The 25,051-nt window shown below is 71.2% G+C and carries 19 protein-coding genes and 3 tRNA genes; 5 read left to right on the top strand and 17 right to left on the bottom strand.

Annotation, left to right across the window (positions count from 1 at the left end; translation table 11 throughout):
- Window positions 1–110: 110 nt before the first annotated feature.
- From ABGB12_RS05820 to ABGB12_RS05795, 6 genes are all read right to left on the bottom strand, one after another.
- A tRNA-Glu gene (locus ABGB12_RS05820) sits at window positions 111–183 on the bottom strand.
- Between the two features lie 26 nt (window positions 184–209).
- Window positions 210–282 (bottom strand) — tRNA-Glu (locus tag ABGB12_RS05815).
- 122 nt (window positions 283–404) lie between these two features.
- Window positions 405–998 carry a TetR/AcrR family transcriptional regulator gene (locus ABGB12_RS05810; RefSeq protein ID WP_347675216.1) on the bottom strand — a complete coding sequence of 198 codons (594 nt, stop codon included), beginning with the start codon at window positions 996–998 and terminating at the stop codon, window positions 405–407.
- Between the two features lie 233 nt (window positions 999–1,231).
- A tRNA-Gln gene (locus ABGB12_RS05805) sits at window positions 1,232–1,303 on the bottom strand.
- 121 nt (window positions 1,304–1,424) lie between these two features.
- A complete protein-coding gene (locus ABGB12_RS05800) occupies window positions 1,425–2,192 on the bottom strand; it encodes a fumarylacetoacetate hydrolase family protein (RefSeq protein ID WP_347675215.1) in 768 nt (255 codons plus the stop codon).
- 31 nt (window positions 2,193–2,223) lie between these two features.
- Entirely contained in the window at window positions 2,224–3,081 is an 858-nt protein-coding gene (locus ABGB12_RS05795) for a cellulose binding domain-containing protein (protein WP_347675214.1), read from the bottom strand.
- A 158-nt stretch (window positions 3,082–3,239) separates the two neighbouring features.
- Between ABGB12_RS05795 and ABGB12_RS05790 the strand changes: the two genes are divergently transcribed.
- Window positions 3,240–3,587: an antibiotic biosynthesis monooxygenase gene (locus tag ABGB12_RS05790; RefSeq protein WP_347675213.1), complete on the top strand. Its 348-nt coding sequence runs from the start codon at window positions 3,240–3,242 to the stop codon at window positions 3,585–3,587.
- Window positions 3,588–3,638: 51 nt separating this feature from the next.
- Here ABGB12_RS05790 and ABGB12_RS05785 read toward each other — a convergent pair whose 3' ends face one another.
- From ABGB12_RS05785 to ABGB12_RS05755, 7 genes are all read right to left on the bottom strand, one after another.
- Complete coding sequence (locus tag ABGB12_RS05785) at window positions 3,639–3,917, bottom strand: GNAT family N-acetyltransferase (RefSeq protein ID WP_347675212.1); 279 nt, start codon at window positions 3,915–3,917, stop codon at window positions 3,639–3,641.
- Window positions 3,918–3,935: 18 nt separating this feature from the next.
- Window positions 3,936–5,510, bottom strand: coding sequence for a citramalate synthase (gene cimA / locus ABGB12_RS05780; RefSeq protein WP_347675211.1), 1,575 nt, complete (start codon window positions 5,508–5,510; stop codon window positions 3,936–3,938).
- Between the two features lie 277 nt (window positions 5,511–5,787).
- On the bottom strand, window positions 5,788–6,879 hold the full coding sequence (locus ABGB12_RS05775) for a branched-chain amino acid aminotransferase (RefSeq protein WP_347675210.1): 1,092 nt from the start codon (window positions 6,877–6,879) through the stop codon (window positions 5,788–5,790).
- Window positions 6,880–7,030: 151 nt separating this feature from the next.
- The gene (locus tag ABGB12_RS05770; RefSeq protein ID WP_347675209.1) at window positions 7,031–8,080 is read right to left on the bottom strand and encodes a 3-isopropylmalate dehydrogenase; all 1,050 of its coding nucleotides are present in this window, start codon (window positions 8,078–8,080) and stop codon (window positions 7,031–7,033) included.
- Between the two features lie 70 nt (window positions 8,081–8,150).
- Entirely contained in the window at window positions 8,151–10,211 is a 2,061-nt protein-coding gene (locus tag ABGB12_RS05765) for an AAA family ATPase (RefSeq protein ID WP_347675208.1), read from the bottom strand.
- A 570-nt stretch (window positions 10,212–10,781) separates the two neighbouring features.
- Window positions 10,782–12,371, bottom strand: a complete 1,590-nt coding sequence (serA, locus tag ABGB12_RS05760; protein WP_347675207.1) for a phosphoglycerate dehydrogenase — start codon at window positions 12,369–12,371, stop codon at window positions 10,782–10,784.
- 92 nt (window positions 12,372–12,463) lie between these two features.
- Window positions 12,464–13,234, bottom strand: coding sequence for a hypothetical protein (locus ABGB12_RS05755; protein WP_347675206.1), 771 nt, complete (start codon window positions 13,232–13,234; stop codon window positions 12,464–12,466).
- A 131-nt stretch (window positions 13,235–13,365) separates the two neighbouring features.
- Here ABGB12_RS05755 and ABGB12_RS05750 point away from each other — a divergent pair, with 131 nt between their 5' ends.
- The 4 genes from ABGB12_RS05750 (at window position 13,366) to ABGB12_RS05735 (ending at window position 18,670) form a co-directional block, all read left to right on the top strand.
- Window positions 13,366–13,941 (top strand): PadR family transcriptional regulator, encoded by a 576-nt coding sequence (locus tag ABGB12_RS05750; protein WP_347675205.1) that lies wholly within the window; start codon window positions 13,366–13,368, stop codon window positions 13,939–13,941.
- On the top strand, window positions 13,919–14,632 hold the full coding sequence (locus ABGB12_RS05745) for an ABC transporter ATP-binding protein (protein WP_347675204.1): 714 nt from the start codon (window positions 13,919–13,921) through the stop codon (window positions 14,630–14,632). Before ABGB12_RS05750 ends, ABGB12_RS05745 begins: the two co-directional genes overlap by 23 nt.
- On the top strand, window positions 14,629–16,605 hold the full coding sequence (locus ABGB12_RS05740) for an FtsX-like permease family protein (RefSeq protein WP_347675203.1): 1,977 nt from the start codon (window positions 14,629–14,631) through the stop codon (window positions 16,603–16,605). Before ABGB12_RS05745 ends, ABGB12_RS05740 begins: the two co-directional genes overlap by 4 nt.
- Before the next feature lie 145 nt (window positions 16,606–16,750).
- The gene (locus tag ABGB12_RS05735) at window positions 16,751–18,670 is read left to right on the top strand and encodes a hypothetical protein (protein WP_347675202.1); all 1,920 of its coding nucleotides are present in this window, start codon (window positions 16,751–16,753) and stop codon (window positions 18,668–18,670) included.
- 25 nt (window positions 18,671–18,695) lie between these two features.
- On the opposite strand, the gene ilvC is transcribed toward ABGB12_RS05735, so the two are convergent.
- From ilvC to ABGB12_RS05715, 4 genes are all read right to left on the bottom strand, one after another.
- The gene (gene ilvC, locus ABGB12_RS05730; RefSeq protein WP_344245958.1) at window positions 18,696–19,679 is read right to left on the bottom strand and encodes a ketol-acid reductoisomerase; all 984 of its coding nucleotides are present in this window, start codon (window positions 19,677–19,679) and stop codon (window positions 18,696–18,698) included.
- A 35-nt stretch (window positions 19,680–19,714) separates the two neighbouring features.
- Window positions 19,715–20,242, bottom strand: coding sequence for an acetolactate synthase small subunit (ilvN, locus tag ABGB12_RS05725; RefSeq protein WP_347675201.1), 528 nt, complete (start codon window positions 20,240–20,242; stop codon window positions 19,715–19,717).
- On the bottom strand, window positions 20,242–21,984 hold the full coding sequence (locus ABGB12_RS05720) for an acetolactate synthase large subunit (protein WP_347675200.1): 1,743 nt from the start codon (window positions 21,982–21,984) through the stop codon (window positions 20,242–20,244). The genes ilvN and ABGB12_RS05720 overlap by 1 nt, the downstream gene beginning before the upstream one ends.
- A 267-nt stretch (window positions 21,985–22,251) precedes the next feature.
- A complete protein-coding gene (locus ABGB12_RS05715; RefSeq protein ID WP_347675199.1) occupies window positions 22,252–24,909 on the bottom strand; it encodes an EAL domain-containing protein in 2,658 nt (885 codons plus the stop codon).
- Between the last annotated feature and the right edge of the window lie 142 nt (window positions 24,910–25,051).

Below are 25,051 nucleotides of genomic sequence, written 5' to 3'. Positions count from 1 at the left end.
ATGCCAAAAACGACAAGAGCAGGATTCTCGCTACATGAGAGGGACCTTATGAAGGCTCCCGGGAAAAGGCGAAAACCCCCTCCCATGAAGGGAGAGGGTTTACGCGTACGTACCTCCGAGCGGATTCGAACCGCCGCTACCGCCTTGAGAGGGCGGCGTCCTGGGCCACTAGACGACGGAGGCAAGCTATGAAATTAAGAAGGAACCAGTACCTCCGAGCGGATTCGAACCGCCGCTACCGCCTTGAGAGGGCGGCGTCCTGGGCCACTAGACGACGGAGGCAGGAAGAGTGCTTCCCAGATGGACTCAGGGGGGCGCTCCAGCGAGGTAAACGATACCGGCTATCGGCGACAACGCAAAACGACTTCCCCTCCCGCCGCCCGCCGGCCCCCGCGGACCACGGCTCAAACGGCCATACGTTCGATCACGTCGTGCATGTACGCGCGGAAACGGCGGAGGGTCGGCGGGTGGTCGGCGAAGCGCCGACGGCCCTTCTCGTCGACGATGCCGACGTGAATGAAACCGTTGACGATCCAGATGATGTTCCAGACGCCGAGCTGGAGGTCGTAGTCCTCACGGAGCTTGTCCTTGAACATCTCCACCACGGAGTCGACGAGGGGTTTGTACAGATCCTCCACGTTCTCCACGTCGGCCGCGTCCATCAGCCAGCGGTGCACCCACAGCGCCCGGAGTTCCGGATGCTCCACCGAGAAGTCCAGGTAGCTGTCCGCGAGCATGCGCAACCCCACCACGTCGGGGGTGGCCAGCTCGGCCGCGGCCCGCATGTGCTCGGCCTCGGCCCTGGTGAACCGGTTCATCACCTCCAGATAGAGCTGCTGCTTGCTCCCCACCAGAAGGCCGGCTTGATGCACGCTCGTCCCCGCGGCACCCGCGATCATCTGCATCGTGGTGGCGTCGTATCCCAGCTGCACGAAAAGCCTGCCCGCCACCTCGACGAGCCGCTCGCGTTCCTCTTCGACAGCCCCCTGAGCAGGCACGGTCCCCCCATCGGTGAAGGCTCCTGAATCCTCCAACGCCGCTCTTCCCGCGGTTCATCCCGTACGGAGATCCGGCGGAGGCCCTGTCGGCCCGTGCACGGCGAGGGTCCGTTTCCGCGCCGGAGCCGGCGGCCTTTCATCGAGAACCCGGCCCGATATGTTCGGCGAACATTGTCCGGAGACGACGAAGGCGGGGTCTCAATGAGACTCCCGCCACAAGTCAAAACTTCAAGCTGGGGTACCAGGACTCGAACCTAGAATAACTGAACCAGAATCAGTCGTGTTGCCGATTACACCATACCCCATCGCGCTTCGGGTCCGTCCCTTTCGGGCTGTTCCCTGGCGACCTCGGAAAGCTTACAGGACTTCCGGGGCACTAGCCAAAACGATTGCCCGAAGCGCCCGAGACCCCTGCCACCGGGGTTTTCAGTCGCGGGCGACGACCCGGTTGCGCAGCTCGCCGATGCCCTCGATCTGCACGCTCACCGTGTCGCCGATCTCCAGCGGGCCGACGCCCTCGGGGGTGCCGGTGAGGATGACGTCCCCGGGCAGGAGGGTCATCACCTGGCTGACGTGGGCGATGAGGCGGGGGATGTCATGGATCATCGCGGAGGTGCGGGAGACCTGGCGCACCTCCCCGTTGACCAGGGTCTCGATACCCAGGTCGGACGGATCCAGCACGGTCTCGATCCAGGGGCCCAGCGGGCAGAAGGTGTCGAAGCCCTTGGCCCTGGTCCACTGGCCGTCCCGGCTCTGGAGATCGCGGGCGGTCACGTCGTTGGCGCACGTGTAGCCGAAGATCACCTCCTGGGCGCGGGAGACCGGCACCTCGCGGCACAGCCTGCCGATGACGACGGCGAGCTCGCCCTCGTAGTCGACGCGCTGAGAGAGCTTCTCCGGGTACTGGACCGCCTCGTGGGGGCCGATGACGGAGGTGGACGGCTTCATGAAGAACAGCGGTTCCTCGGGTGCCTCGGAGCCCATCTCGCGAGCGTGCTCGGCGTAGTTCCTGCCGATCGCGATCACCTTGCTGGGCAGGATGGGCGCCAGCAGCCGGACGTCCGCCAACGGGTACCTCGCCCCGGTGAAGCGGATCTCACCCAGGAACGGATGGCCCGAGACCTCCGCGATCTCCTCGCCTTCGACGACCCCGAAGGCCACTTCCTCACCTGCGGAAAACCTTGCGATACGCACGTTCCAAGCCTCTCACACCGGCGCCGCCCGCTCAGAAACCGCAGGCGCTCCCGTTCACGGCACAGCCCCGCGGCCGGGACGGCGCACCCGACCCGCCGAACCGGATCGTCACCGACGCCCCGGCCGGCACCGAGGCGGTGTTCTCGTCCCCCGTGACGGTCACCGTCCCGTCGTCTCCCGTCCAGAGGTGCCCGTTCCAGACGTTCCTGATCGAGGCTCCCGGATAGGTGAAGGAGAGCGTCCAGTCACGTAGTTCCGCGCCGGTCTCGTTGGTGAGCGTCACCTCGCCCTCGAAGTACCCTGCCGAGACCTCGACCGTGCGGTAAGTCACCCCGATTCCCTGAGCCGTGCTCCCTGAGACCGGAGGCTGCAGAGGCGTCTCCCCCGCCGCGGGGCCGTCTCCCGGCCCGGGGTCCTCGGCGGCCGCCGTCATCGCCGGGGACGGACGGCCGGCCGACGGACCCTCCTCCGGCCCCTGCCCGGACTCCGTCACACCGCTCTGCGGCACGGCCCCCGGCGGGCTCCCCGTCCCCGGAGCGCTGGTGGCGGGCGCGGCCTGGCGCGGCCCGTCCCCTGAGTCCGACGGCCACAGCACCGCCGCCACCAGCGCGACGGCCAGCGCCCCCGCCATCGCGACCGCCACTAGCAATGCCATCCGCCGCCTGTGCCGCCCGCCCTCGGGCAGCGCCCCCACCACCGGCTGCGGCCCGGTGATCTCCCCGGGGCCCGCCACCGGCGTCATGACGGGAGGCTCCTGCGGCCTGGAGGGCGCGGAACCGAACACCACGTCGGGCAGCGGCCGGGGCGACAGGACGAGCGGCGCGGTCGCCCACAGCTCCTCGTCCCCCGACGGCTCCGGCCGGATCGGCTGCTCTTCCTCGGCGTCCAAGACGTTCCCTTCCACCGGCGCGGACTGGTCTCTCGGTTTCGGACGCCCGGAGCCCACCGCTGGTTCACCTCGCGCACGCCTTCCTCCACAGCCCCTCCTCTCCCCCGCATCCCGCCCCGCTAGCGTGGAGATCGACAGTTTCGACGAAGGAGCAGCGCATGAGCGTGGTCAAGATCAACGCCCTGACGGTCCCGGAGGGCATGGGGGCCGAGCTGGAGAAGCGGTTCGCGGCCAGGGCCGGCCTGGTCGAGGGCTCCGAGGGGTTCGAGGGCTTCGAGCTGCTGCGCCCCGTGGACGGCACCGACCGGTACCTCGTCTACACCCGCTGGAGCAGCGAGGAGGCCTTCCAGGCCTGGACCAAGAGCCAGGCGTTCGCCCAGGGGCACGCCCAGGCGTCCGAGGACGCCCAGAAGGGCCACGGCCACGGGCACGGGCACGGCGGGCCTGCGGCGTCCAACGCGGAGCTGTGGGGCTTCGAGGTCGTCCAGCGGGTCGAGCCCAAGTAGGCGGCCGGAAAGCGCGAAGGCCCGCGCCCCGGGTGGGGACGCGGGCCTGGCTCAGGCGCGCAGGCCGTCGTATTCGAGGTGGCGTTCCAGGTACTCCAGCACATACGGGCAGCGGGGCACCACCTTGAGCCCTCGGGCGCGGATGTCCTCCATCGCGCCCCGGACCAGCGCGCCGCCCAGCCCGTGGCCCTCGAACTCGTCGGCGATCTCGGTCCGCCAGAAGACGACCCGGTCGCCCCGGCGGGTGTAGGTGGAGAAACCCGCCAGGTCGCCCTCGTCGGTGAAGATCTCGTACCGGAAGGCTGCGCTGTTGTCGGCGACTCGAGGCATCACCCTCGGTCTACCCGGTCAGGACGGGTCGTATCCGGCCCGCAGCAGGCAGTAGGTGACGGCTTCCTCGAGCGCCTGCCAGGACGCGGCGATGATGTTCTCGCCCACCCCGACGGTGCCCCACTCGGCCTTGCCGTCCGAGGAGTCGATGAGCACCCGGGTGATCGCGTCGGTGCCGTGCGAGCCCTCCAGGATGCGCACCTTGAAGTCCACCAGCTCCAGGTTGGCCAGCTCGGGGTAGAGCCGCTCCAGCGCGAACCGCAACGCGGTGTCCAGCGCGTTGACCGGGCCGTTGCCCTCGCCGGTCGCGATGATCCGCTCGCCCTTGGCGTGCACCTTGACGGTGGCCTCGCTGATCTGCACCCCGTCGGGGCGCTGCTCGGCGATGACCCGCCAGGACTCGACGGTGAAGTAGGAGGTGCGGGAGCCCGCGAGCTCCTCGCGCAGCAGCAGCTCGAAGGAGGCGTCGGCGGCCTCGAAGGTGTAGCCCCGGGACTCCAGGTCCTTGACCCGGGAGACGACCTCGGCGGCCTTCTGTCCGGACAGGTCGTAGCCCAGCTCCTTGCCCTTGAGCTCGACCGAGGCCCGGCCCGACATCGACGACACCAGCATGCGCATGTCGTTGCCGACGACCATCGGGTCGATGTGCTGGTAGAGGTCCGGGTCGACCTTGACGGCGGAGGCGTGCAGGCCGGCCTTGTGGGCGAACGCCGAGTGGCCGACGTAGGGTGCCTGCGAGCTGAGCGTCACGTTGGTGACCTCGGAGACGGCGTGCGCGATCCGCGTCATCTCGGCGAGCTGCTCGGCGGCGACGAGGTCCATGCCGCGCTTGAGCTGGAGGTTGCCGATGACGGTGAACAGGTTCGCGTTGCCCGACCGCTCCCCGTACCCGTTGGCGCAGCCCTGGACGTGCGTGGCGCCCGCCCGCACCGCGGCCAGGGAGTTGGCGACCGCGCAGCCGGAGTCGTCATGGCAGTGGATGCCGACCCGGGCTCCGAGGTCGACGACGTCGTGGACGACGTCGGCGAGCTCGTCCGGCAGCATCCCGCCGTTGGTGTCGCACAGCGCCACGACGTCGGCTCCGGCCTCGGCGGCGGTCCGGACGACCTCCAGCGCGTAGGCGGGGTTGGCCTTGAACCCGTCGAAGAAGTGCTCGGCGTCCACGAAGACTCGTTGGCCCTCCGCGCGAAGGTGGGAGACGGTGTCGCGGATCATCGCGAGGTTCTCTTCCAACGTCGTGCGGAGGGCCAGTTCCACGTGCCGGTCGTGGCTTTTGGCCACCAGGGTGACGACCGGGGCACGGGAATCGCGCAGGGCGGCCACCTGAGGGTCGTCGGCGGCCTTCAGACCGGCTCGGCGGGTCGCGCCGAACGCGGCCAGCTGCGCGTGCTTGAGGTCCAGCTCGGTGCGGGCGAGCCGGAAGAACTCGGTGTCCTTGGGGTTGGCGCCGGGCCATCCGCCTTCGATGAAGCTCACGCCCAGCGAGTCCAGGTGCCGGGCGATGACCAGCTTGTCCTGAACGCTGAGATTCAGGCCCTCCTGCTGGGATCCGTCCCGCAGGGTGGTGTCGTAGACGTGGAAACCGTCGCTCATGGAGAACCCCTTTGCGAAGAGCCCGGCGAAACAAAAAGACCCCCCACGGACGTGAGAGGTCTGCGCGCCGGCGATGCCCTTTAGCCGACGCGCCGTCTGATAATGATCAGGCCGGTGCTCATAACAGGCTCAGTCTGCCACACCCTTAACCCGCCCGTCACACTCCTGTCACGTGATCTGCGACACGGAAGTGGCGGACGGGAACGGCGGGCCCCTCCCGTCACCGCGATGCGGGGGCTCGGAGGTGACGGGCAGGGGCCTCGGTCGCGCGGGCGGTTCAGGCGAGCGGGGTGATCCAGCCGTACGGGTCGGGGCGCCCGCCGTACTGGATGCCGACCAGTTCCTCGCGCAGGCGCATGGTGACGGGGCCGCCCTGCTCGGGGATGGTGAACTCGCCCTCCTCGCCCTTGACCCGGCCGACCGGGGTGATCACCGCGGCGGTGCCGCAGGCGAAGACCTCGGTGAGCGCGCCGGAGGCCACGTCGTCGCGCCACTGCTCGACGCTGATCATCTCCTCGGCGACCGGGACACCGAGCTCGGGGGCGAGCTTGAGCAGCGAGTCGCGGGTGATGCCCGGCAGGATGGTGCCGGCCGTCGGCGGGGTGACCAGGCGCGCGTCGGGGCCGGAGCCGTAGACGAAGAAGAGGTTCATGCCGCCCATCTCCTCCACCCAGCGGTGCTCGGCGGCGTCCAGCCAGACCACCTGGTCGCAGCCCTTGGCGACGGCCTCCTGCTGGGCGAGGAACGCCGCGGCGTAGTTGCCGCCGCACTTGGCGAAGCCGGTGCCGCCGGGGGCGGCCCGGGTGTAGTCCCGCGACAGCCAGACCGAGACCGGCTTGACCGCCCCGGAGAAGTAGGAGGCCGACGGCGAGGCGATCACGCAGAACAGGTACCTGGCCGAGGGGTAGTTGACGCCCATGCCCGTCTCGGTGGCGATGATGAACGGCCGCAGGTAGAGGCTGTGGCCCTCGCGCGTCGGGACCCAGTCGCGGTCGGCGTCGACCAGCAGCTCCAGGGACTTCACGAAGGTCTCCTCGGGCAGCCGGGGCATGGCCATCCGGTCGCAGGAGGTGTTGAAGCGGGCCGCGTTGGCCTGGGGCCGGAAGCTGACGATCGTGCCGTCCGGCTGGCGGTAGGCCTTGAGCCCCTCGAAGAGCTCCTGGCCGTAGTGGAAGACCTTGGTCGCCGGGTCGAGGGACAGCGGCCCGTAGGGCCGCAGCCTCGCGTCGTGCCAGCCCCGCTCCTTGTCCCACTCGATCGTGATCATGTGCTCGGTGAAGTACTGCCCGAAGCCGGGGTCGGCCAGCACGGCCTCCCGCTCCTGGGCGGTCTTGCGCTGCTCAACGAGCTGGATCTCGAATTCGATCATGTCTGTACCTCTCCCGGATCACCGGTAAAGACCCTACCGGCTTCTCTCCATTGTGTGCTCTATCTCACGCGGGGGCTACGCGGCGCACACACAAAACGGGCGCGCCGCATCCATACGCGGCGCGCCCGTCATTCCACCGGGTGGCTGCCGCCTACCCGGCTACTCGCTTGGCGATGTCGTCGCCGACCTGCTGGGTCGGGCGCGCACCGGTGCGCTCGGTGAGGTCCTCACCGACCGCCTTCTCGATCTTGCGGGCGGCCTCGGGCAGGCCGAGGTGGTCCAGCAGCATGGCGACCGACAGGATGGTGGCCGTCGGGTCGGCCTTGAACTGCCCGGCGATGTCGGGGGCGCTGCCGTGGACCGGCTCGAACATCGACGGCGCGGTGCGGTCGGGGTTGACGTTGCCGGAGGCGGCCAGGCCGATGCCGCCGGCGATCGCGGCGCCGATGTCGGTGATGATGTCGCCGAACAGGTTGTCGGTGACGACGACGTCGAAGCGCTGCGGGTTGTTCACGAAGAACATCGTCGCGGCGTCGACGTGGCAGTAGTCGGTGGCCACGTCGGGGAACTCGGCGGCGACCTTCTTCAGGGTGCGCTGCCACAGGTCGCCGGCGAAGGTCAGCACGTTGTCCTTGTGGACGAGCGTGAGCTTCTTGCGCGGGCGGGCCGCGGCCAGCTGGAAGGCGTAGCGGACAACCCGCTCGACGCCGAAGGCGGTGTTGACGCTCTCCTGGGTGGCGACCTCGTGCGGGGTGCCGTACCGCAGCACGCCGCCGACCCCGGTGTAGGGCCCCTCGGTGCCCTCCCGGACGACGACCATGTCGATGTCGTCGGGGGTCACGTCGGCCAGCGGGGTCCTGACGCCCGGGAAGAGCTTGACCGGCCGCAGGTTGACGTAGTGGTCGAGCTCGAAGCGCAGCCGCAGCAGCAGCCCCCGCTCCAGCGTCCCGGACGGGACGGTCGGGTCGCCGACCGCGCCCAGCAGGATGGCCTCCTGCCCGCGGATCTCCTCCAGCACGGACTCGGGCAGCACCTCGCCGGTGCGGTGCCAGCGCGCGGCGCCCAGGTCGTAGGAGGTCTTCTCGATCGACAGGTCGTACTGACCGGCGATGACGTCAAGGACTTTGAGACCCTCGGCCACGACCTCGGGGCCGATGCCGTCACCTGCGACGACTGCGAGTCGGATGTTGCGGGAAGCCATGGTGGCATCGTAGTGCATCCGTCTCACACACCGGGCATCCATCTCACATATCAGGACGGAAGCCGCGGGCTCACACCTCGGGCGCCAGCAGGACCGCCAGCCGCTCGGGCCCGGAGACCCCGAGCTTGGCGCAGATCTCCACCAGCTGGTCGGCGACCGTGCGGATCGGCAGCGACATCAGCTCGGAGATCTCCGCCTCGGAAGCTCCCCCGGCGACCAGCTCGGCGATCTCGTACTGGATCCGGGTGAGGTCGGGCACCGCGGCGGTGCGCAGCGCCGGGGTGCGCACCTGGTCGCAGCGCTGGACCATGACCCAGGCCCGGGTGCCCGCCGCGGCGGCCTGCTGCTTGTCCCAGTGCACCTCGGCGGCCTGGGCGGCGGCCTCGGCCGCGTGCAGGGTCATGCCCAGCCCCTCGAACTCGAAGGACACCCCGATCAGCCCCGACCAGTCGCCCGCCGCCGCGGCCTCGGCGTGCCTGGCGCACAGGGCCGCCAGGTCTCCCTCGGCGTCCTCGGCGAGCCGCGCCAGCCGGTCGGCGACCACCCCGGCCGCGCCCAGCCTGACCACGTCGTGCAGCGCCGCCACCGCGTAGGGGCGCAGCTCCAGCGCCTCGGCGGCGGCCGCGGCGTCGAGCAGCCCGTGCACCGCGGCGCCGACGGCGCCCTGGGCGACCAGCAGCCACGGCCGGGCCAGCGCCACCGGGAACCACAACGCCCGCATCGTCGGCAGCGCCCGCCGGTCGGCCTCGGCCAGCGCGTCGCGGGCGGTGGCCAGGTCCCCGGCGAGCGCGGCGGCGTGCGCCAGCTCGCCCAGGCACGGCCCGGCGAACAGGGAGTGGCCCCGGCTCAGCAGCCTGGCGCCGTCCCAGCCCTCGCGCAGCGCCGCGTGGATCTGGCCGCGGGCCCGCAGCACCCGGGCCTGGGTCGCGGCGTGCGCGACCGGGTCGGCGGAGGGGGCTCCCTCCTGCACCGCGGCGTCGAGGTCCCCGACCGACAGCCACACCTCGGCGCGGGCGAACTCCAGCAGCGGGGCGCACTCGGACGCCGGCGGGAACCACACGTCCAGCTCCTCCAGACCGGCGCGCACCTTGTCGAGCGCGGCGGCGGCCTGGCCGGTCAACGCGGCGGTGACGGCCTGGACCGCGGTGATCCGCGCGTCGGCCACCGGGTGTGCGCCGGGGCCCGAGGCCGCGTCGTCGGCCAGGTCCAGCGCCTCCCGGCAGGCCGCCCGGTGCAGGGCGAACTCGGCGCGCTGCGCCAGGATCCGGCGGCGCTCGGCGGGCTGGGAGACGGTCTCCAGCGCGATGCCCAGCACCCGTTCGGCCTCCTCGGCCCGCCCCAGGCCGTAGGCGAGGTTGGCGGCCCTGGCCCGGGCGAAGGCCGTCCTGGCCCTGTCCTCGGGCCGGCGCGGGGCCGTGGCCAGCAGTTCCTCAGCCTCCTCGGGGCGGCCCAGCGCGGCCAGCATCGACGCCTGGGCCAGCGCCTCCTCCAGGGACGCGGCCTTCTGCCCGGTACGCGCGGGCGGATCCTGCCAGTGGCCTTCGCGCAGCACCCCGGTGGCCCGGCCGATCCGCACCAATTCGTGCAACAGGCGCAGGTCGCCCTGGGTGGCCTCGGCCAGGTAGGCGGCGGTCGGCTCGTCGACCGACTCGAAGAGGGCGATGTCGGTGAGCGGGGCCAGCACCACCGGGACGGGGGTGAGCGCGGCCAGCGGCTCGGGCAGGCGCTCCCCCGCCGCCAGCAGCCGTGCTCTGCCGGTCCCGGTCAGGGCGCGCAGCAGCCGGGCCGACCTCTCGTCGAGCTCGTGGACGTCGTCCGCCACCAGGAGGAAGGTGCCCGAGCCCGCCTTGGCCAGGATGGTCTCCACGGCCGACGCCACCTCGCGCACCGGGGCGCGCACCGGCAGCAGATGGGCGAAGGCGCCGAACGGCACGGCCGGGGCCTGCCCGGCGCGGGCCTCGACGACCGGCAGGTCGGGGACGCAGCCGAGGACGACCTCGGCGAGCAGCCGGCTCTTGCCGGAGCCGGGGGCCCCGCTCACCAGCGCTCCGGGCCCGGAGCGGTCGAAGAGCGCGTCCCGGATGGCTGCCGTCTCGGCCTCCCGGCCGGCGAAAGACCAAGTCGTTCCCACACCAGGAGCGTAGATTCCCCACCGCGTCACGACCAGCCCTCAACTCTCCGCTGTCTCTTCGGGCCAATGCCCTGCTCCGGCTCCGAGGCTTCGGATCTTCTGACGCCCGTCCCGCGCCGGCGGTTCGGATTTCGAGCCTAGGGTCTGCGCCCCCCGTTCTCCGATCATCGATGAGCCTCTTGGCCCGCTCTTAGATCAGCCCTTCTCCCGGCTTTTGACCAGGTCAGCGCCCCCATCGAGGTGCCACTGCCCGATTCCGGAGGAAATCGCGAACTGCCCGATCTGTTCCGCATAGGCGTGCGTCCGGAAACCAGACGCCTCATCCGACACAGGGAACAATCTCATTTCCGCAGAGGGCAACCCTTCCTTCCCCCCACGCAAGAATCCCGGCAATTCTCCGACCAAAACCCCCTTATGTCACAAATCCAACATGTGGAACTTATATGCCGGAAGACCCCTCGGAGTACTCGCGGACCGTCAAGCCCCCGGGAACACGAGAACGCCCTCCCGGCAGAGCCGGGAGGGCGTTCGTGTACTGGCTTCCTCCAGCGTACCCGCGGAGCGGGTGCCTCAGTCGGCGAGCTCGATCTGGCGGACCAGGCCGGCGCCGATCTCGGTGCCGATGGTCTCCAGGTCGTCCTGGGCGATCGCCGAGTCGACGGTCAGCACGGTCAGCGCCTTGCCGCCCTTGACGTCGCGGCCGACCTGCATGCCCGCGATGTTGATGCCCCGGTCACCCAGCAGCTTGCCGATGACGCCGATGACGCCGGGCTTGTCGACGTAGCCCAGAACCGCCATGTGCGGGGCGGGCGAGAGTTCCAGGTCGAAACCGTTGATCTCGACGATGCGCTCCAGGTGGCGCGGGCCCGACAGGGTGCCGGAGACCGAGATGACCTCGCCGTCGGCCATGGTGCCCTTGAGGGTGATGAGGTTGCGCCAGGCCGGGGACTCCTCGCTGGTGGTCAGCGAGACCTCGACGCCGCGCTCGCCGGCGAGCAGCGGCGCGTTGACGAACGTCACCGACTCCTCGACGACCCCGCTGAAGACGCCCTTGAGCGCGGCCAGCTCCAGCACCTTGACGTCGTGCGCGGTGATCTCGCCGCGGACGATCACGTCCAGGCGCACCGGGACGCCCTGGGCCAGCGAGGTGAAGATCCGGCCGAGCTTCTCGGTCAGCGGCAGGCCCGGCTTGACGTCCTCGGCGACGGCGCCGCCCTGGACGTTGACGGCGTCCGGCACGAACTCGCCCGACAGGGCCAGCTTCACCGACTTGGCGACCTGGGTGCCGGCCTTCTCCTGGGCCTCGTGGGTGGAGGCGCCCAGGTGCGGGGTGGCCACCACGTTGTCGTGCTTGAACAGCGGGCTGTCGGTGCACGGCTCGGTGGAGAAGACGTCCAGGCCGGCGCCGGCGACGCGGCCCTCGGTCAGGGCCCTGTCGAGCGCGGCTTCGTCCACGATGCCGCCGCGGGCGGCGTTGACGATCCGCACCTCGGGCTTGACCAGGTGCAGCTCGCGGTCGCCGATGAGGCCGAGGGTCTCCTTGGTCTTGGGCAGGTGGACGGTGATGAAGTCCGACTGCTGCAGCAGCTCGTCCAGGGAGACCAGCTTCACGCCGAGCTGGGCGGCGCGGGCGGCCTGGATGTAGGGGTCGTAGGCGATGACCTCCATGTCGAACCCGGCCAGCCGCTGCGCCACCAGGACGCCGATGCGGCCCAGGCCCAGCACGCCGACGGTCTTGCCCTGCAGCTCGACGCCGGTGTACTTGGAGCGCTTCCACTCGCCCTGCTTGAGCGCGGCGTGGCCCTGCGGAACGTTCCGCGCGGTGGCCAGCAGCAGCGCGATCGCGTGCTCGGCGGCGGTGACGATGTTGGAGGTCGGCGCGTTGACGACCATGACGCCCGCCTTGGTGGCCGCCTCGACGTCCACGTTGTCGAGGCCGACGCCGGCGCGGGCCACGACCCGCAGCTTCTTGGCGTGGTCGAACACCTCGGCGTTGGCCTTGGTGGCGGAACGGATGATCAGGGCGTCGACGTCGGCGACCGCCGGGAGGAGGGCGTCACGATCGGCGCCGTCCACGTACCTGACCTCGAAGTCGTTCTCCAGGACGGCGATACCGGCCGGCGACAGTTCTTCGGCGACGAGGACGACTGGCTTACTCAACGTGGGATTCCTTGGGGTGAGAGATCTCTGCAGGTTGGAGGCCGCCACGCCCTCGTGTCGCGCCCACGTCCGAGTCTATCCCTGCCCGGGACTCATGCCTGACGCCCACGCCAGAACCGCCACGAACGGCGGGGCCGCGGGAGCTCCAGCGCCACCCGTTCGATCCGCAGCCCGCCGGACAGGTCGAGGAGGATCTCCTCGCGCTCGCCGGGGGCCTTGAAACCCTCGGGGCGGCGCCCGCCGAACGGCTCCGACCTGCGCAGTCCCAGCGTGCGGACCTCGACGTGGACCGTCCACGACCCGCTCTCCGGAACCTCCAGCAGGGCCTCGAAATCCTCTCCCGTGGGAGCGTTCCCGAGGGGCGAGGTCTCGATCCGGATCTCCTCCCGGCCGCTGCGCAGCAGGAGGCAGATCTCCGGATTCTTGGCCTGGACCCGGGCGATTCTCGCCCATCCCCGGATCCTCAGCAGCCCCTTGGACCAGCCCAGCGACTCCAGGGAATGCTCGACTCCGACCTCGGCGGTGATGTCGACGTCCTGGCGGGGCACCCCGCGCAGGTAGGGGTAGACGGCGTAGACCCGGCCGCCGACGACGACCGCGCCCTCCCTGTGCCCGGCCGCCTCGTCGGCGATCAGCCTCTCCAGCTCCTCGAAGAGCTCGTTCTCGATGCAGAAGGCGCGCAGCCTGGCGCGTTCGGGGAGCTCCTGGCGGACGTCGGGGGTGAGCAGCCCGTCGAGCATGTCCTTGGTCGCCGTCACCACCCGTCTGCGGACGGGCGGCTCCATCTGGAGGAAGCGCTGGTCGTACACGCCCAGGATCTCTCGCGTGAGGCTGAGCACGGGTGTGAGGGTGGGTGTGGTCACTGCTGCGGGCTCCCCGGGGACTTGCCGAATGCCTGAACCGTAGTCCGGTCGGCGCCTTCGAGGCCGGAGCGACACGGGATGGAAGGCACAGCCCTTGCCCGATGCATACTTGGTATGCATACTCAGTATGCATGTCCATCAGACACAGCCTGCTGGCCCTGCTCTCCCGGGGGCCGCGTTACGGCTATCAACTGCGAACCGAGTTCGAGACGGCGACCGGCAGCACCTGGCCGCTCAACATCGGGCAGGTCTACAGCACTCTCGGCCGTCTGGAGCGCGACGGCCTCGTCCTGCGCGGGGGCCAGGACGAGGAGGGCCGCTCGGTCTACTCGATCACCGAACCGGGCGCCGAAGAGGTCCGCCGGTGGTTCGCCACTCCCATCACCCGCGCCGAGAGGCCCCGCGACGAACTGGCCGTCAAGCTGGCGCTCGCCCTCACCAGCCCCGGCGTCGACGTCCACGCCGTCGTGCAGGCCCAGCGCGCCGCGACCCTGCGCGCCATGCGCGACCTGACCCGGCTCAAGACCTCGGCCGAGGGCCCGGCCTGGCCGCTGGTGCTGGAATCGATGATCTTCCAGGCCGAGGCCGAGATCCGCTGGCTCGACCACTGCGAGGCCACCCTGCTGCACGTCGTCCCGCCCGCCCCGGCACCCGCCGCCGCGCCCCCCGTAGAAGAGGAGTCCGATGACCGCGCTCGAACTCGATGACGTCCACCGCGAGCACGGCCAGGGGGCCGGCCTGGTCCACGCCCTGCGCGGGCTGTCCCTGACCGTCCTGCCCGGCGAGTTCGTCGCCGTCATGGGCCCGTCCGGCTCCGGCAAGTCCACCCTGCTCAACGCGGCGGGCGGGCTGATCACACCCACCCGGGGCCGGGTCGTCGTCGCGGGGACCGATCTGGCGGGCCTCGGCGTCGCCGGACGGGCCGCGCTGCGCCGCCGGGCCGTCGGCTACGTCTTCCAGGAGCTGAACCTGATCCCGTCGCTCACCGCCGCCGAGAACGTCATGCTCCCCCGCGAGCTCGACGGCGTCCGCACCCGCAAGGCCCGCGCCGAGGCCCTGGCCGCGCTCGCCGAGACGGGCATGGCGGACGCGGCGGGCAGATTCCCCGAGGACCTGTCCGGCGGACAGCGCCAGCGCGTCGCCATCGCCCGCGCCCTGGTCGGGGAACGGCGGCTGATCCTGGCCGACGAGCCCGCCGGCGCCCTGGACTCCCAGGGCGGCGAGGAGATCATGCGGGTGCTGCGGACCCGCTGCGACGCGGGCGCGGCCTGCCTGATGGTCACCCACGAGTCCCGGCACGCCGCCTGGGCCGACCGGGTGGTCTTCCTGCGCGACGGCCTGGCCGTCGACTCCACCGAGCCCGCCCGCGGCCCCGAGATCCTCCTGGAGCACCGATGAGCGGCCTGCGCGCGGCCCTGCGCCTGGCCTGGCGCGACGCCCTGAACTCCCGCCCCCGCTCCGCCCTGATCATCGCGATGATCGCCCTGCCCGTGACCGCGTTCACCGCCCTTCCCCTGATCCTGGGCACCGCCTCCGCCGCTGGGACGGGCCCGGCGGAGACCGCGGTGAACGCCCTGATCATCGCGATGGTGGTGCTGGAGACGGTACTGCTGGCCGGCCCTGCCTTCGCCGTCGGGCTGCGCCGCCAACGCCGACTGCTGGCGCTGGTCTCGGCGACCGGCGGCTCCCCCGGCCAACTGCGCGCCGTGGTGCTCTGCTCGGGCCTGCTGCTCGGAGGCATCGCCGGACTGGCCGGTGCGGCCTCGGGCTTCCTCCTCGCCTGGGCGGGACGGCTCGTGCTGACCGAGTACCGGCCCAAGGGGCGGGAACTGCCGCCTTGGGAGACGCCTTGGCTCTGGATCGCCGCCATCATCCTCACAGCCGTGCTGAGCGGCCTGGCCGCCGCCTACGCCCCGGCACGCCAGGCGGCCCGCACCGACACCGCCGAGATCCTGGCCGGACGCAGGAGCGTGCCGCCTCCCCGGCGCGGCTTGCCGATCCTGGGCGTGATCCTGATCATCGCGGGTGTCGCGGTGATCCCGCTGAGCCTGGACTCGCTGCGCGAGTTCAGCGCGGCGCTGGGCGCGACCCTGATCATCATCGGCTTCGTCCTGGTCACCCCCGCCGTCATCGCGCTGACCGCCCGGTTCGCCGAGCGGCTGCCGCTGCCGCTGCGCCTGGCAGTGCGCGACGCCGACCGCAACCGGGTGCGGACCGCGCCCGCCGTCGCCGCGATCATGGCGGTCACCGCCGCGCTGACCGCCCTGGCGATCGGCGCCGCCAGCGACTTCGAACAGCGCAGGGTGGAGTACGCGCCGCAGCTGCAGGCGGGCCAGACCTCCGTCCAGCCCCTGGATTCGGAGGAGCACGCGCAGTGGGTGGAGGCCGCCGTGCGGCGGATGCTGCCCGGCCACCAGACCGCCCGCGTCGAGTACGTGCCCTATGACCCCCCCGATTTCCAGGAGAGGAGTGGCACGGCCGAGGAGTACGGAGAAGGGGCGTTCCTGTGGATGCGGTGCGGGGAGGAGTCCTGCGACCTCTCCAGAACCGCCAGGGGCCCCCAGGGGGACAACCAGGTGATCACTGATTCGGCGGGCGCGCGGCTCCTCCTGAAGCACGACGATCCTTCCATCACCGCTGCTCTGGATGATGGCAAGGCCGTCGTCTTCGTCCCGAACGCGGTGAAAGACGGCCAAGTCGAGTTCACCGTCGACGAGCACACCCGCGCCCAGGTCCGGGAACGCACCGTGCGCATGCCCGCCGTGCAGGCCCGGCCTTCCCCGGACACCCCGGGTGTGCTGATACCGCCGAAGGCCCTGCGGGACCTCAAGGTACAGACGCGGCCCTTCGCCCTGGTGATCGACTCTCCGCTCGAAGAGGAGAAGGAGCGCCTGCTCAAGGCGGAGATCGAGCGGATCGGCACCAGCCTGGAGGTGTACACCGAACGCGGCTTCAACGAGCCGTTCCCCCTGCCTTTGCTGGTGCTGGGCGCGGCGGCCTCCGTACTGGTGCTGGCCGGGGCGCTGATCGCCACCGGACTGGCCGCCGCCGACTCCCGTCCGGACCTGGCGACCCTCACCGCCGTCGGCGCGCGCCCCGTCACCCGCAGGCTGCTGCTCCTGGCGCAGACGGGCTACATCGCGCTGCTCGGCTGCGCGCTGGGCCTGCTCGCGGGAGTGATCCCGGGGCTCGCGGTGACCCGCCCACTGACCGACACCCTCGAAGAGGGCACCACCCCGCACGGGGTGATCATCGACGTGCCCTGGCTGCTCCTGCTGACCGTGCTGCTGGGCGTCCCGCTGCTGGCGTCCGCGGTCACCGCCCTCTCGGTGCGCGGCGGGCAGATCCTGCCCGAACGGGCCGCCACCTGACCTTCGGCCCTTACAGGACCGCCCGTGCACCGTAGGACGCACGGGCGGTTCCGTGCGCGAACAGGATTCTCCTGGCATGATCTCATGACCCGCCGCCGTATCCCCTTACACGATCCGCTCCCCGGACCTGAGGATGCGCATGGGTATGAACGGCTGTCGCACCGCGGTGCGCGTCGTGTGGAAGGCGGCCCTGGCGGCCAGAGCCGGGACCGCCCTCGCCCTGACCCTGATCGGGCTGCCGGTCGCGGCGTTCGTGGCGATCGGCCTTCCGGAGACGGGCTCCGACGGCCGCTTTTGGTGGGGGGTCCCCGGGAGCCTCCTGGAGGCCGGGTTCCTGCTGCCGACCGACTCACTGCTCGTGCTGCTGGTGTCCCTGCTCGCCGCGCCCGCCTTCGCCCTCGACGCCCCGCGGCTGCGCCGGCTGAGGACGCTCATCGCCGAGACCGGCGAGGAGGCCCTCCGGCCGCGGACCGTCGTCCTGGCCTCCGGCCCGCTGCTCGGCGCGGTCGCCGGACTGCTCGGCACGCTCGCCGGCTTCGGCCTCGCCCTCCTCTCCGGAGCCCCGCTCACCGCGGTCCTGTCCTGGGACGTTCCCGGGCTCGCGATCGCGCTGGCCGTGATCAGCGGCTCGGCCGCCGCGCGCCTGGCCGCGGGGCGCGGCGGGCGGCGGTACCGGGTCCGGCTCACGCTCGGCGGGCTCCTCGTCGGCGGCGGGGCGCTGGCGCTCTCCCTCTGCTTCCTGCTGCTGCCCGACGCCGATTCGGCCGTCCTCACCGCGACGACGGGCATGTGGTCGTTTCTCATCGGGTTCGCCCTACTCGTCCCCGCAACCGTGGCGCTGGCCGGAAGGTTCGCGGGACGGCTGCCGCAGCCGCTGCGCCAGGCCGTCCAGGACGCCGCCCGTCACCGGGGCCGCACCGCCTCCGGCGTCAGCGCGGCCTTTCTCGTCGCCGCGGTCTTCGCCACCGTCGCGACGGCCGCGACCAGCTACCTGGAGAGCGAAAGGCTCACCTACGACCAGTGGCTTCCCGTGGGGAACACGATGGTCTACGGAATGAGCGCCGAGACGGCCCCCGAGGTCCTGGCCGCGGTCGAGCGGGAGTTTCCGGGCGTTCCGATGACGCAGATCGACGAGTTCCACGAACGGCAGCAGGAGCAGGAGCAGGACGGCCGCTGGTTCGACTACGTCGGGACCGGCGGCCGGTGCGACGACGACTCGTGCGACAGCAGTCCGTGGGAGAGCATCGATTTCGTGGTCGCCGATCCGGAGACGGTCCGGTTCCTGGTCGGGAACCAGCCGGAGGTCGTCTCCGCCCTGGCCGCGGGCAAGGTCGTCACCTACCTCCCGGACGTCGTTCACAACGACGGTACGGCCCGCTTCGAGTCCAGCCGTTTCTCCGCGGCGGAACCGCAGCCGGTGGTCGAGCGGACCTTCTCGTTCCCCGCCGTGTACGCGACCTCGTCCATCGACCGCGTCCCCGACGTCATCTTCCCCCGGCAGGTCGTGGTCGGTACCGGGCTGAAGATCGAACCCGGGCTGTTGCTGACCGACACCCCCTTCAGCGAGGAGCAGTTCGAACGGCTGGACCGGGCGGTCGCCGAGATCACCGACAGCGAGGTCCGCGCCTACACCGAGCCCGGCTTCGACGACTCCGACGCCCTGTCGCTCCGGGTGCCCGGAGCCGTCACATCGGTGCTGGTGCTGGTCGCCGCCCTGATCGCGGCCTGGCGGGCGGCGGCCGGAGCCGGACCCCGCGTCCGGCGGCGGACGGCGGCACCCCAGGCGGGCTTCATCGCCCTGCTGGGCTGCGGCCTGAGCCTCCTGGCCGGAATCCCCCTGGGCCTGGTGGTCGCCTCCCTGCTGCCCCGGCTGAACCCGATCCCGGGCGAGGAGTACGTCATCGCCTTCGACGTCCCGTGGCTGCCGCTGCTCGGCGGCGGCGTGGCCGTGTCCCTGCTGGCGACCATGCTCATGGCCGTCCTCACCCTCGCCCGCCCGCGCCGGGCGGACGTCGAAGACCGAAGGAACCTGAAAGACGACCGCCCGCGCACCCACCGGGGGTGAACGGGCGGTCGAGAGGCCGCGACGGTCAGTCGTTCAGCCAGGCGAACATCGGGCGGAGCTTGGATCCGACCTGCTCGATCGGGTGGGCGCCCAGGTCCTCGCGGTACTTGAGGTGGTTGGGCTGGCCCGCGTCGAACTCCTCGACCAGTTCCTTGACGAACTGGCCGGACTGGATCTCGGCCAGGATCTTCTTCATCTCGGCCTTGGTGTCGGCGGTGATGACGCGCGGGCCGCGGGTGTAGCCGCCGAACTCGGCGGTGTCGGACACCGACCAGTACATCTTCTGGATGCCGCCCTCGTAGATGAGGTCGACGATCAGCTTGAGCTCGTGCAGGCACTCGAAGTAGGCGACCTCGGGCTGGTAGCCGGCCTCGACCAGCACCTCGAAGCCCGTCTTGATCAGCTCGGCGGTGCCGCCGCACAGCACGGCCTGCTCACCGAACAGGTCGGTCTCGGTCTCCTCCTTGAAGGTGGTCTTGATGCCACCCGCGCGGAGGCCGCCGATGCCCTTGGCGTAGGACAGGGCCAGCGCCCAGGCGCTGCCGGACTCGTCCTTCTCCACCGCCACGATCACCGGCACGCCGCGGCCGGCCTCGAACTGGCGGCGCACCAGGTGGCCGGGGCCCTTGGGGGCGACCATGGCCACGTCGACGCCGGCCGGGGGCTCGATCAGGCCGAAGCGGATGTTCAGGCCGTGGCCGAAGAACAGCGCGTCGCCCTCGGCGAGCTCGGGCTTGATGTCGTTCTCGTAGATGCCGCGCTGCAGGTGGTCCGGCGCCAGGATCATGATCAGGTTGGCCTCGGCGGCGGCCTCACGCGGAGTGACCACGCGCAGGCCGTCGGCCTCGGCCTTGGCACGGGACTTGGAGCCCTCGGGGAGCCCGACCCGGACGTCGACACCCGAGTCGCGCAGGGACAGCGCGTGCGCGTGACCCTGGGAGCCGTAGCCGATCACGGCGACGCTGCGACCCTGGATGATGCTCAGGTCGGCGTCGTTGTCATAGAACATCTCAGCCATGGTGGGGCTGTCTGCCTTTCTGGTGGTTACGCGCTGCGCGATTCGAGCGCGCGCAGCGAACGGTCGGTGATCGAGCGGGCGCCGCGGCCGACCGCGATCGCACCCGACTGGACCAGTTCCTTGATGCCGTACGGCTCCAGGCAACGGTACAGCGCGTCGAGCTTGTCGCGGTTACCGGTGGCCTCGATCGTCACCGCGTCGGGCGCCACGTCGACGACCTTGGCCCGGAACAGCTGCACGGTCTCCAGGACCTGCGAGCGCACGTCCGGGCCGGCCGCCACCTTGATCAGGACCAGTTCCCGCTGCACCGAGGAGTTCGGATCCAGCTCGACGATCTTGAGCACGTTGATCAGCTTGTTGAGCTGCTTGGTGACCTGCTCCAGGGGGAGCTCCTGGACGTCCACGACGATCGTCATCCGGGAGATCTCCGGGTGCTCGGTCGGGCCGACCGCCAGCGAGTCGATGTTGAACCCGCGCCGGGAGAACAGGCCCGCTATGCGGACCAGGACCCCCGGCTTGTTCTCGACGAGAACGGAGAGGGTGTGGCGGCTCATCAGTCTTCATGCTCCCAGTTCGGCGCGAGGTCGCGGGCGTACTTGATGTCGTCGTTGCTGGCTCCGGCGGCGACCATCGGCCAGACCATCGCGTCGTCGTGGACGACGAAGTCGATCACGACGGGGCGGTCGTTGATCTCCATCGCCTTCTCGATCGCCGCGTCGACCTCGGCCGCCGACTCCACCCGCAGGCCCTCGCACCCGTAGGCGTCGGCCAGCTTGACGAAGTCGGGGATGCGCTTGGAGTGCAGCTTGGTGTTGGAGTACCGGCCCTCGTAGAACAGGGTCTGCCACTGGCGGACCATGCCGAGGTTGCCGTTGTTGATCAGGGCGACCTTGATCGGGATGCCCTCGACCGCGCAGGTGACCAGCTCCTGGTTGGTCATCTGGAAGCAGCCGTCGCCGTCGATCGCCCAGACCGTCTTGTCCGGCGCGCCGACCTTGGCGCCCATCGCCGCCGGGACCGCGTAGCCCATGGTGCCCGCGCCGCCGGAGTTGATGAACGTCCCCGGGTTCTCGTAGGAGACGAACTGCGCGGCCCACATCTGGTGCTGGCCGACGCCCGCGCAGTACAGCGCGTCCGGACCGACGATCTTGCCCAGCCGCTCGATGACGTACTGCGGGGCCAGCTCGCCGTTCTCCGGCGTCTCGTAGCCGAGCGCGTAGGTGCTCTTCCAGGCGTTGAGCTGCTGCCACCAGGCAGCGTAGTCGCCGACCCGGCCGGCCGCGTGCTCGGCCTGGACCGCGACGATCAGGTCCGCGATCACCTCGCGGGCGTCGCCGACGATCGGGACGTCCGCCTGCCGGTTCTTGGAGATCTCCGCCGGGTCGATGTCGGCGTGGACGATCGCCGCGTTCGGCGCGAAGGAGCTCAGCCGCCCGGTCACCCGGTCGTCGAACCGCGCGCCCAGCGCGACGATGAGGTCGGACTTCTGCAGCGCGCCGACCGCGCCGACGGTGCCGTGCATGCCCGGCATGCCCATGTGCTGGGGGTGGCTGTCGGGGAAGGCGCCGCGGGCCATCAGCGTGGTGACGACCGGCGCGCCGGTCAGCTCGGCCAGCACCCGCAGCTCGGCGGCCGCGCGGGCCTTGATGACGCCGCCGCCGACGTACAGGACCGGCCGCTTGGCGGCGACGATCATGCGGGCCGCCTCGCGGACCTGCTTGGAGTGCGGACGGGTGACGGGGCGGTAGCCCGGCAGGCGCATCTCCTCGGGCCAGACGAAGTCGAAGGTGGCCTGCAGCGCGTCCTTGGCGACGTCGACCAGGACCGGGCCCGGACGGCCGGTGCCCGCGATGTGGAAGGCCTCGAGGATGGTGCGGCCGATGTCGCGGGGGTCGGTCACCAGGAAGTTGTGCTTGGTGATCGGCAGCGTGATCCCGGAGATGTCGGCCTCCTGGAACGCGTCGGTCCCGATCGCGCCGGACGGCACCTGGCCGGTGACCGCGACCATCGGAACGGAGTCCATGTAGGCGTCCGCGATCGGCGTCACGAGGTTGGTGGCGCCCGGCCCGGAGGTCGCCATGCAGACCCCCACCCGGCCCGTGGCCTGGGCGTAGCCCTGCGCGGCGTGCCCTGCGCCCTGCTCGTGGCGCACCAGGATGTGGCGCAGCCTCTGCGAGTCGTACAGGGGGTCGTAGGCCGGAAGGATCGCCCCGCCCGGAATCCCGAACACCGTGTCGACGCCGACGTTCTCCAGGGCCCGGACCAGCGCCTGGGCCCCGGTCATCTGCTCGGTCATCTTGCTGCTACTTCCTTAGGAAGGGAGGGAGAGGGTCGCCGGTGGCTCTCGCCTGAGCTCACCGTGCTGAGGCCAACAAAAAACCCCTCGCGCCACCAATGGGCGGTCGAGGGGAGCGCGCAAGCCTCAGTAGCTCGTGTCAGGCCGCGCGCCTGCCGAGTACTACGAGGAGAAGGTTGCCGTTCTGCACGTACCTACTTTTGCCGATGACACACCCTCAGGTCAAATCGGTGTTGCCGAGATCTCACAGGCTGAGATATGTCCGGCTCAACCGGCCTGCACCTGGAAGGGCACGCTCTCCGGCCTGATCTCGGCGTCGATCCGGTCGGCCGGCATGGGCCGGGCCACCAGGAAGCCCTGACCCCTGGCGCAGCCCATCTCCCGGAGCCGGTCCAGCTGCTCGGGGCACTCGATGCCCTCGGCCACCACGATCAGCCCCAGGTCCGAGCCGAGCCGCACGATCGTCCGGGTGAGCAGGGTGAGGGTCTCGTCACGTCCCACCCCGGACACGAACGAGGGGTCGATCTTCAGCACGTCCACCGGGAGCTGGCCCAGGTAGGCCAGCGAGGCGTACCCGGTGCCGAAGTCGTCGATGGCCAGCCGGACCCCGAGGTCGCGCAGCGCCGACAGCCGCGCCAGGTGCTGCTCGTCGCCCTGGAAGTGCTCGACCAGCACCTCCTCCTTGACCTCGAGGGTCAGGGCGTGCGGCGGCAGCCCGCTCTCGGCCAGCGCCTCGGCCACCGTCTCGGCGAACTTGGGCGCGGCGATCTGCCGGGCGGTGAGGTTCACCGACAGGCCGACCTGCCAGCCCCCGGCCCGCCAGCGGGCCACCTCGCGGCAGGCCTCGCCCAGCATCCAGGCGCCCAGCGGCACGATCAGCCCGGACTCCTCGGCCGCGCCGATGAACTCCTCCGGGGGCACCGCGACGTCCTCGCGCCGCCAGCGCAGCAGGGCCTCCACCCCGGTCACCCGGCCGCCGTCCAGCTCCACCACCGGCTGGAACTCGACGGTGAACTCCCGCTCGGCCAGCGCCCGCTGCAGGTCGCTGCCGAGCTCCAGGCGCCGCACGACGGCCGCGTGCATCTGGGTGGCGAACACCTCGACCCTGCCGCCGCCCAGCTCCTTGGCGCGGGTCATGGCCAGGTCGCCGTTGCGGATCAGGGAGGCCGAGTCCGTCTCGTCCGGGACCGGCCCCTCGTCGGTGAAGGCCACGCCGACGCTGGCGCTGAGCACGATGCCGCGGTCCCCCACCCGGTAGGGCTCGTCCGAGAGCATCCGCAGCAGCCGCTCGGCCAGGTCCACCACGGTCTGGGCGTCGGCGGACGTCTCCACCAGGACCGCGAACTCGTCGCCGCCCCAGCGCGCCACCGTGTCGTCGGCCGGCACGCAGGCCCGCAGCCGCCGCGCGGCCTGGGCCAGGACCTGGTCGCCCGCGGCGTGCCCGGCCGAGTCGTTCACCGCGGTGAAGCCGTCCAGATCCACGAAGATCACGGCGGTGAAGGGGTTGCGGCGGCTCAGCACCTGCCGGGTCCGCTCCTCCAGGTAGGCGCGGTTGGGCAGGCCGGTCAGGCCGTCGTGGAAGGTCAGATGGGTGACCTGGCGCTTGAGCGCCGCCTCCTCCGACAGGTCGCGGGTGGTGACCAGCAGCCTGCTGGGGGCGTAGCGGGAGAACGTCGACTCCGTCGGCAGCCAGGTGCCGTCGGTGGTGCGCAGCCGGCAGTGCAACCGCAGCGGCTCCCCGCGGCCGTCGAAGCACTCGCCCAGTGCCGCCTCGACGGCGGGACCGTCCTCGGGGTGCAGGAAGTCCTGGAGGGGGCGGCCCAGCAGGTCGTCCAGGGCGTGTGAGGAGCTCCACTGTTCGCCCGCGCTCATGTAGTGCACGGCGCCGGTCTCATCACAGATCAGGACGAGGTCGTCGACGCTCTCGGCCAGCGCCCGGAAGTGCTCCTCGGCGGAGCGGACCTCGCCGCGCAGCCGGTCGTTCTCGCGCAGCAGGTCGGTGAGGCGGGCGATGAGGACGAGCAGCGCCGTCCCGGTGACGATGAGCACGACCGGCTCGACCGGGTCGCCGCCGGTGAGGGTGTGACCCGCCACGAACATCGCCGAGGCCCCTGCCAGCAGCGCCGGCGCGATGCCGGGGCCGACCAGGCGCCCCCTCTGCTCGCCCCTGCGGACGCCGCCCCCCAGCCAGGGGGCCGCGCCGAGCAGCAGCAGCCCGCCGAAGCGGAAGGCCTCTCCCAGGCCGCTCACGCCGCCCGTGCCGCCGTCGCCCAGCCGCACCGCGGTGGTGATCACGTCGCCCGCGGTCAGCGCGAGCAGGGCCAGGTAGCCGGTGACGGCGGTGGGCCGCTGCCTGCGCGCGGCGCCCAGCACGAACGGCAGCAGCGCGCAGACCAGCCCGATGTCCAGCAGCGGGTAGCGCAGTTCGAGGAGGAAGTGGGCCGGGGACTCGCCGCCCTCCCGGAACAGCCGCCCGAAGATCGCGTCCCAGCCGAGCACGAAGAGCGCGGCCCCGCACACATAGGTGTCGGCCGCGTACGTGAGCCACTTCCGGGGGGTGCGCGGCAGCCGTGTCGGCGCCACGAAGCCCATCGCCAGGGGCAGGAGCGCCGCGAGATAGAACAGGTCGCCCAGGGACAGCGTCACCGTCGTGACGTCCAGGACGATGCGGGAGAGCGCGCTGGTCGCCGCGCCCACGCCCCAGCAGGCCGCGGCGGCGGCGAACCAGCGCCAGGACTCCATGCCCGGCCGCTGCCGGGAGGCGTACACCAGGCTCGCGCAGGCGGCGACGCCGGCTCCCGCCGCGAACCAGTCGCCGGTCCAGCCGAGCAGCAGACCCAGCAGGGAGAGACCGGTCAGCAGGGACACGGCGCTCAGCGGCAGGGCCCACACCGGGATCCGGTGCCGCTCCTTCTCGCCTGTCATCGTCGCTCGTGCTCCTGGTTCGCGGAGCCTCCTCGGCGAGGGCTCGTTCCCGGCCTTACCGGTGGGCTCAAAAACTGCCTGCGTCCACGTCCTGGCGCAGTGAGGTCGGGGATCTCATCGTGCCCCTCAATGTACGTTCCGT

This window comes from Actinocorallia sp. B10E7, assembly GCF_039871655.1.
In the GTDB taxonomy this organism is placed as follows: Bacteria; Actinomycetota; Actinomycetes; order Streptosporangiales; family Streptosporangiaceae; genus Actinocorallia.
The sequence above is the reverse complement of the archived record's forward strand: the minus strand, read 5'-3'. Positions and strand labels throughout refer to the sequence as shown.

What these genes read in the sequence shown, in the direction of transcription:
- ABGB12_RS05740 (WP_347675203.1), top strand. Translation starts at nt 14,629, where the DNA reads ATGAGCGGCCTGCGCGCGGCCCTGCGCCTGGCCTGGCGCGACGCCCTG.
- ABGB12_RS05735 (WP_347675202.1), top strand. Translation starts at nt 16,751, where the DNA reads ATGAACGGCTGTCGCACCGCGGTGCGCGTCGTGTGGAAGGCGGCCCTG.
- ilvN (WP_347675201.1), bottom strand. Translation starts at nt 20,242, where the DNA reads ATGAGCCGCCACACCCTCTCCGTTCTCGTCGAGAACAAGCCGGGGGTC.
- ABGB12_RS05775 (WP_347675210.1), bottom strand. Translation starts at nt 6,879, where the DNA reads ATGATCGAATTCGAGATCCAGCTCGTTGAGCAGCGCAAGACCGCCCAG.
- cimA (WP_347675211.1), bottom strand. Translation starts at nt 5,510, where the DNA reads ATGAGCGACGGTTTCCACGTCTACGACACCACCCTGCGGGACGGATCC.
- ABGB12_RS05750 (WP_347675205.1), top strand. Translation starts at nt 13,366, where the DNA reads ATGTCCATCAGACACAGCCTGCTGGCCCTGCTCTCCCGGGGGCCGCGT.
- ilvC (WP_344245958.1), bottom strand. Translation starts at nt 19,679, where the DNA reads ATGTTCTATGACAACGACGCCGACCTGAGCATCATCCAGGGTCGCAGC.
- ABGB12_RS05715 (WP_347675199.1), bottom strand. Translation starts at nt 24,909, where the DNA reads ATGACAGGCGAGAAGGAGCGGCACCGGATCCCGGTGTGGGCCCTGCCG.
- ABGB12_RS05785 (WP_347675212.1), bottom strand. Translation starts at nt 3,917, where the DNA reads ATGCCTCGAGTCGCCGACAACAGCGCAGCCTTCCGGTACGAGATCTTC.
- ABGB12_RS05720 (WP_347675200.1), bottom strand. Translation starts at nt 21,984, where the DNA reads ATGACCGAGCAGATGACCGGGGCCCAGGCGCTGGTCCGGGCCCTGGAG.
- ABGB12_RS05745 (WP_347675204.1), top strand. Translation starts at nt 13,919, where the DNA reads ATGACCGCGCTCGAACTCGATGACGTCCACCGCGAGCACGGCCAGGGG.
- ABGB12_RS05770 (WP_347675209.1), bottom strand. Translation starts at nt 8,080, where the DNA reads ATGGCTTCCCGCAACATCCGACTCGCAGTCGTCGCAGGTGACGGCATC.
- ABGB12_RS05790 (WP_347675213.1), top strand. Translation starts at nt 3,240, where the DNA reads ATGAGCGTGGTCAAGATCAACGCCCTGACGGTCCCGGAGGGCATGGGG.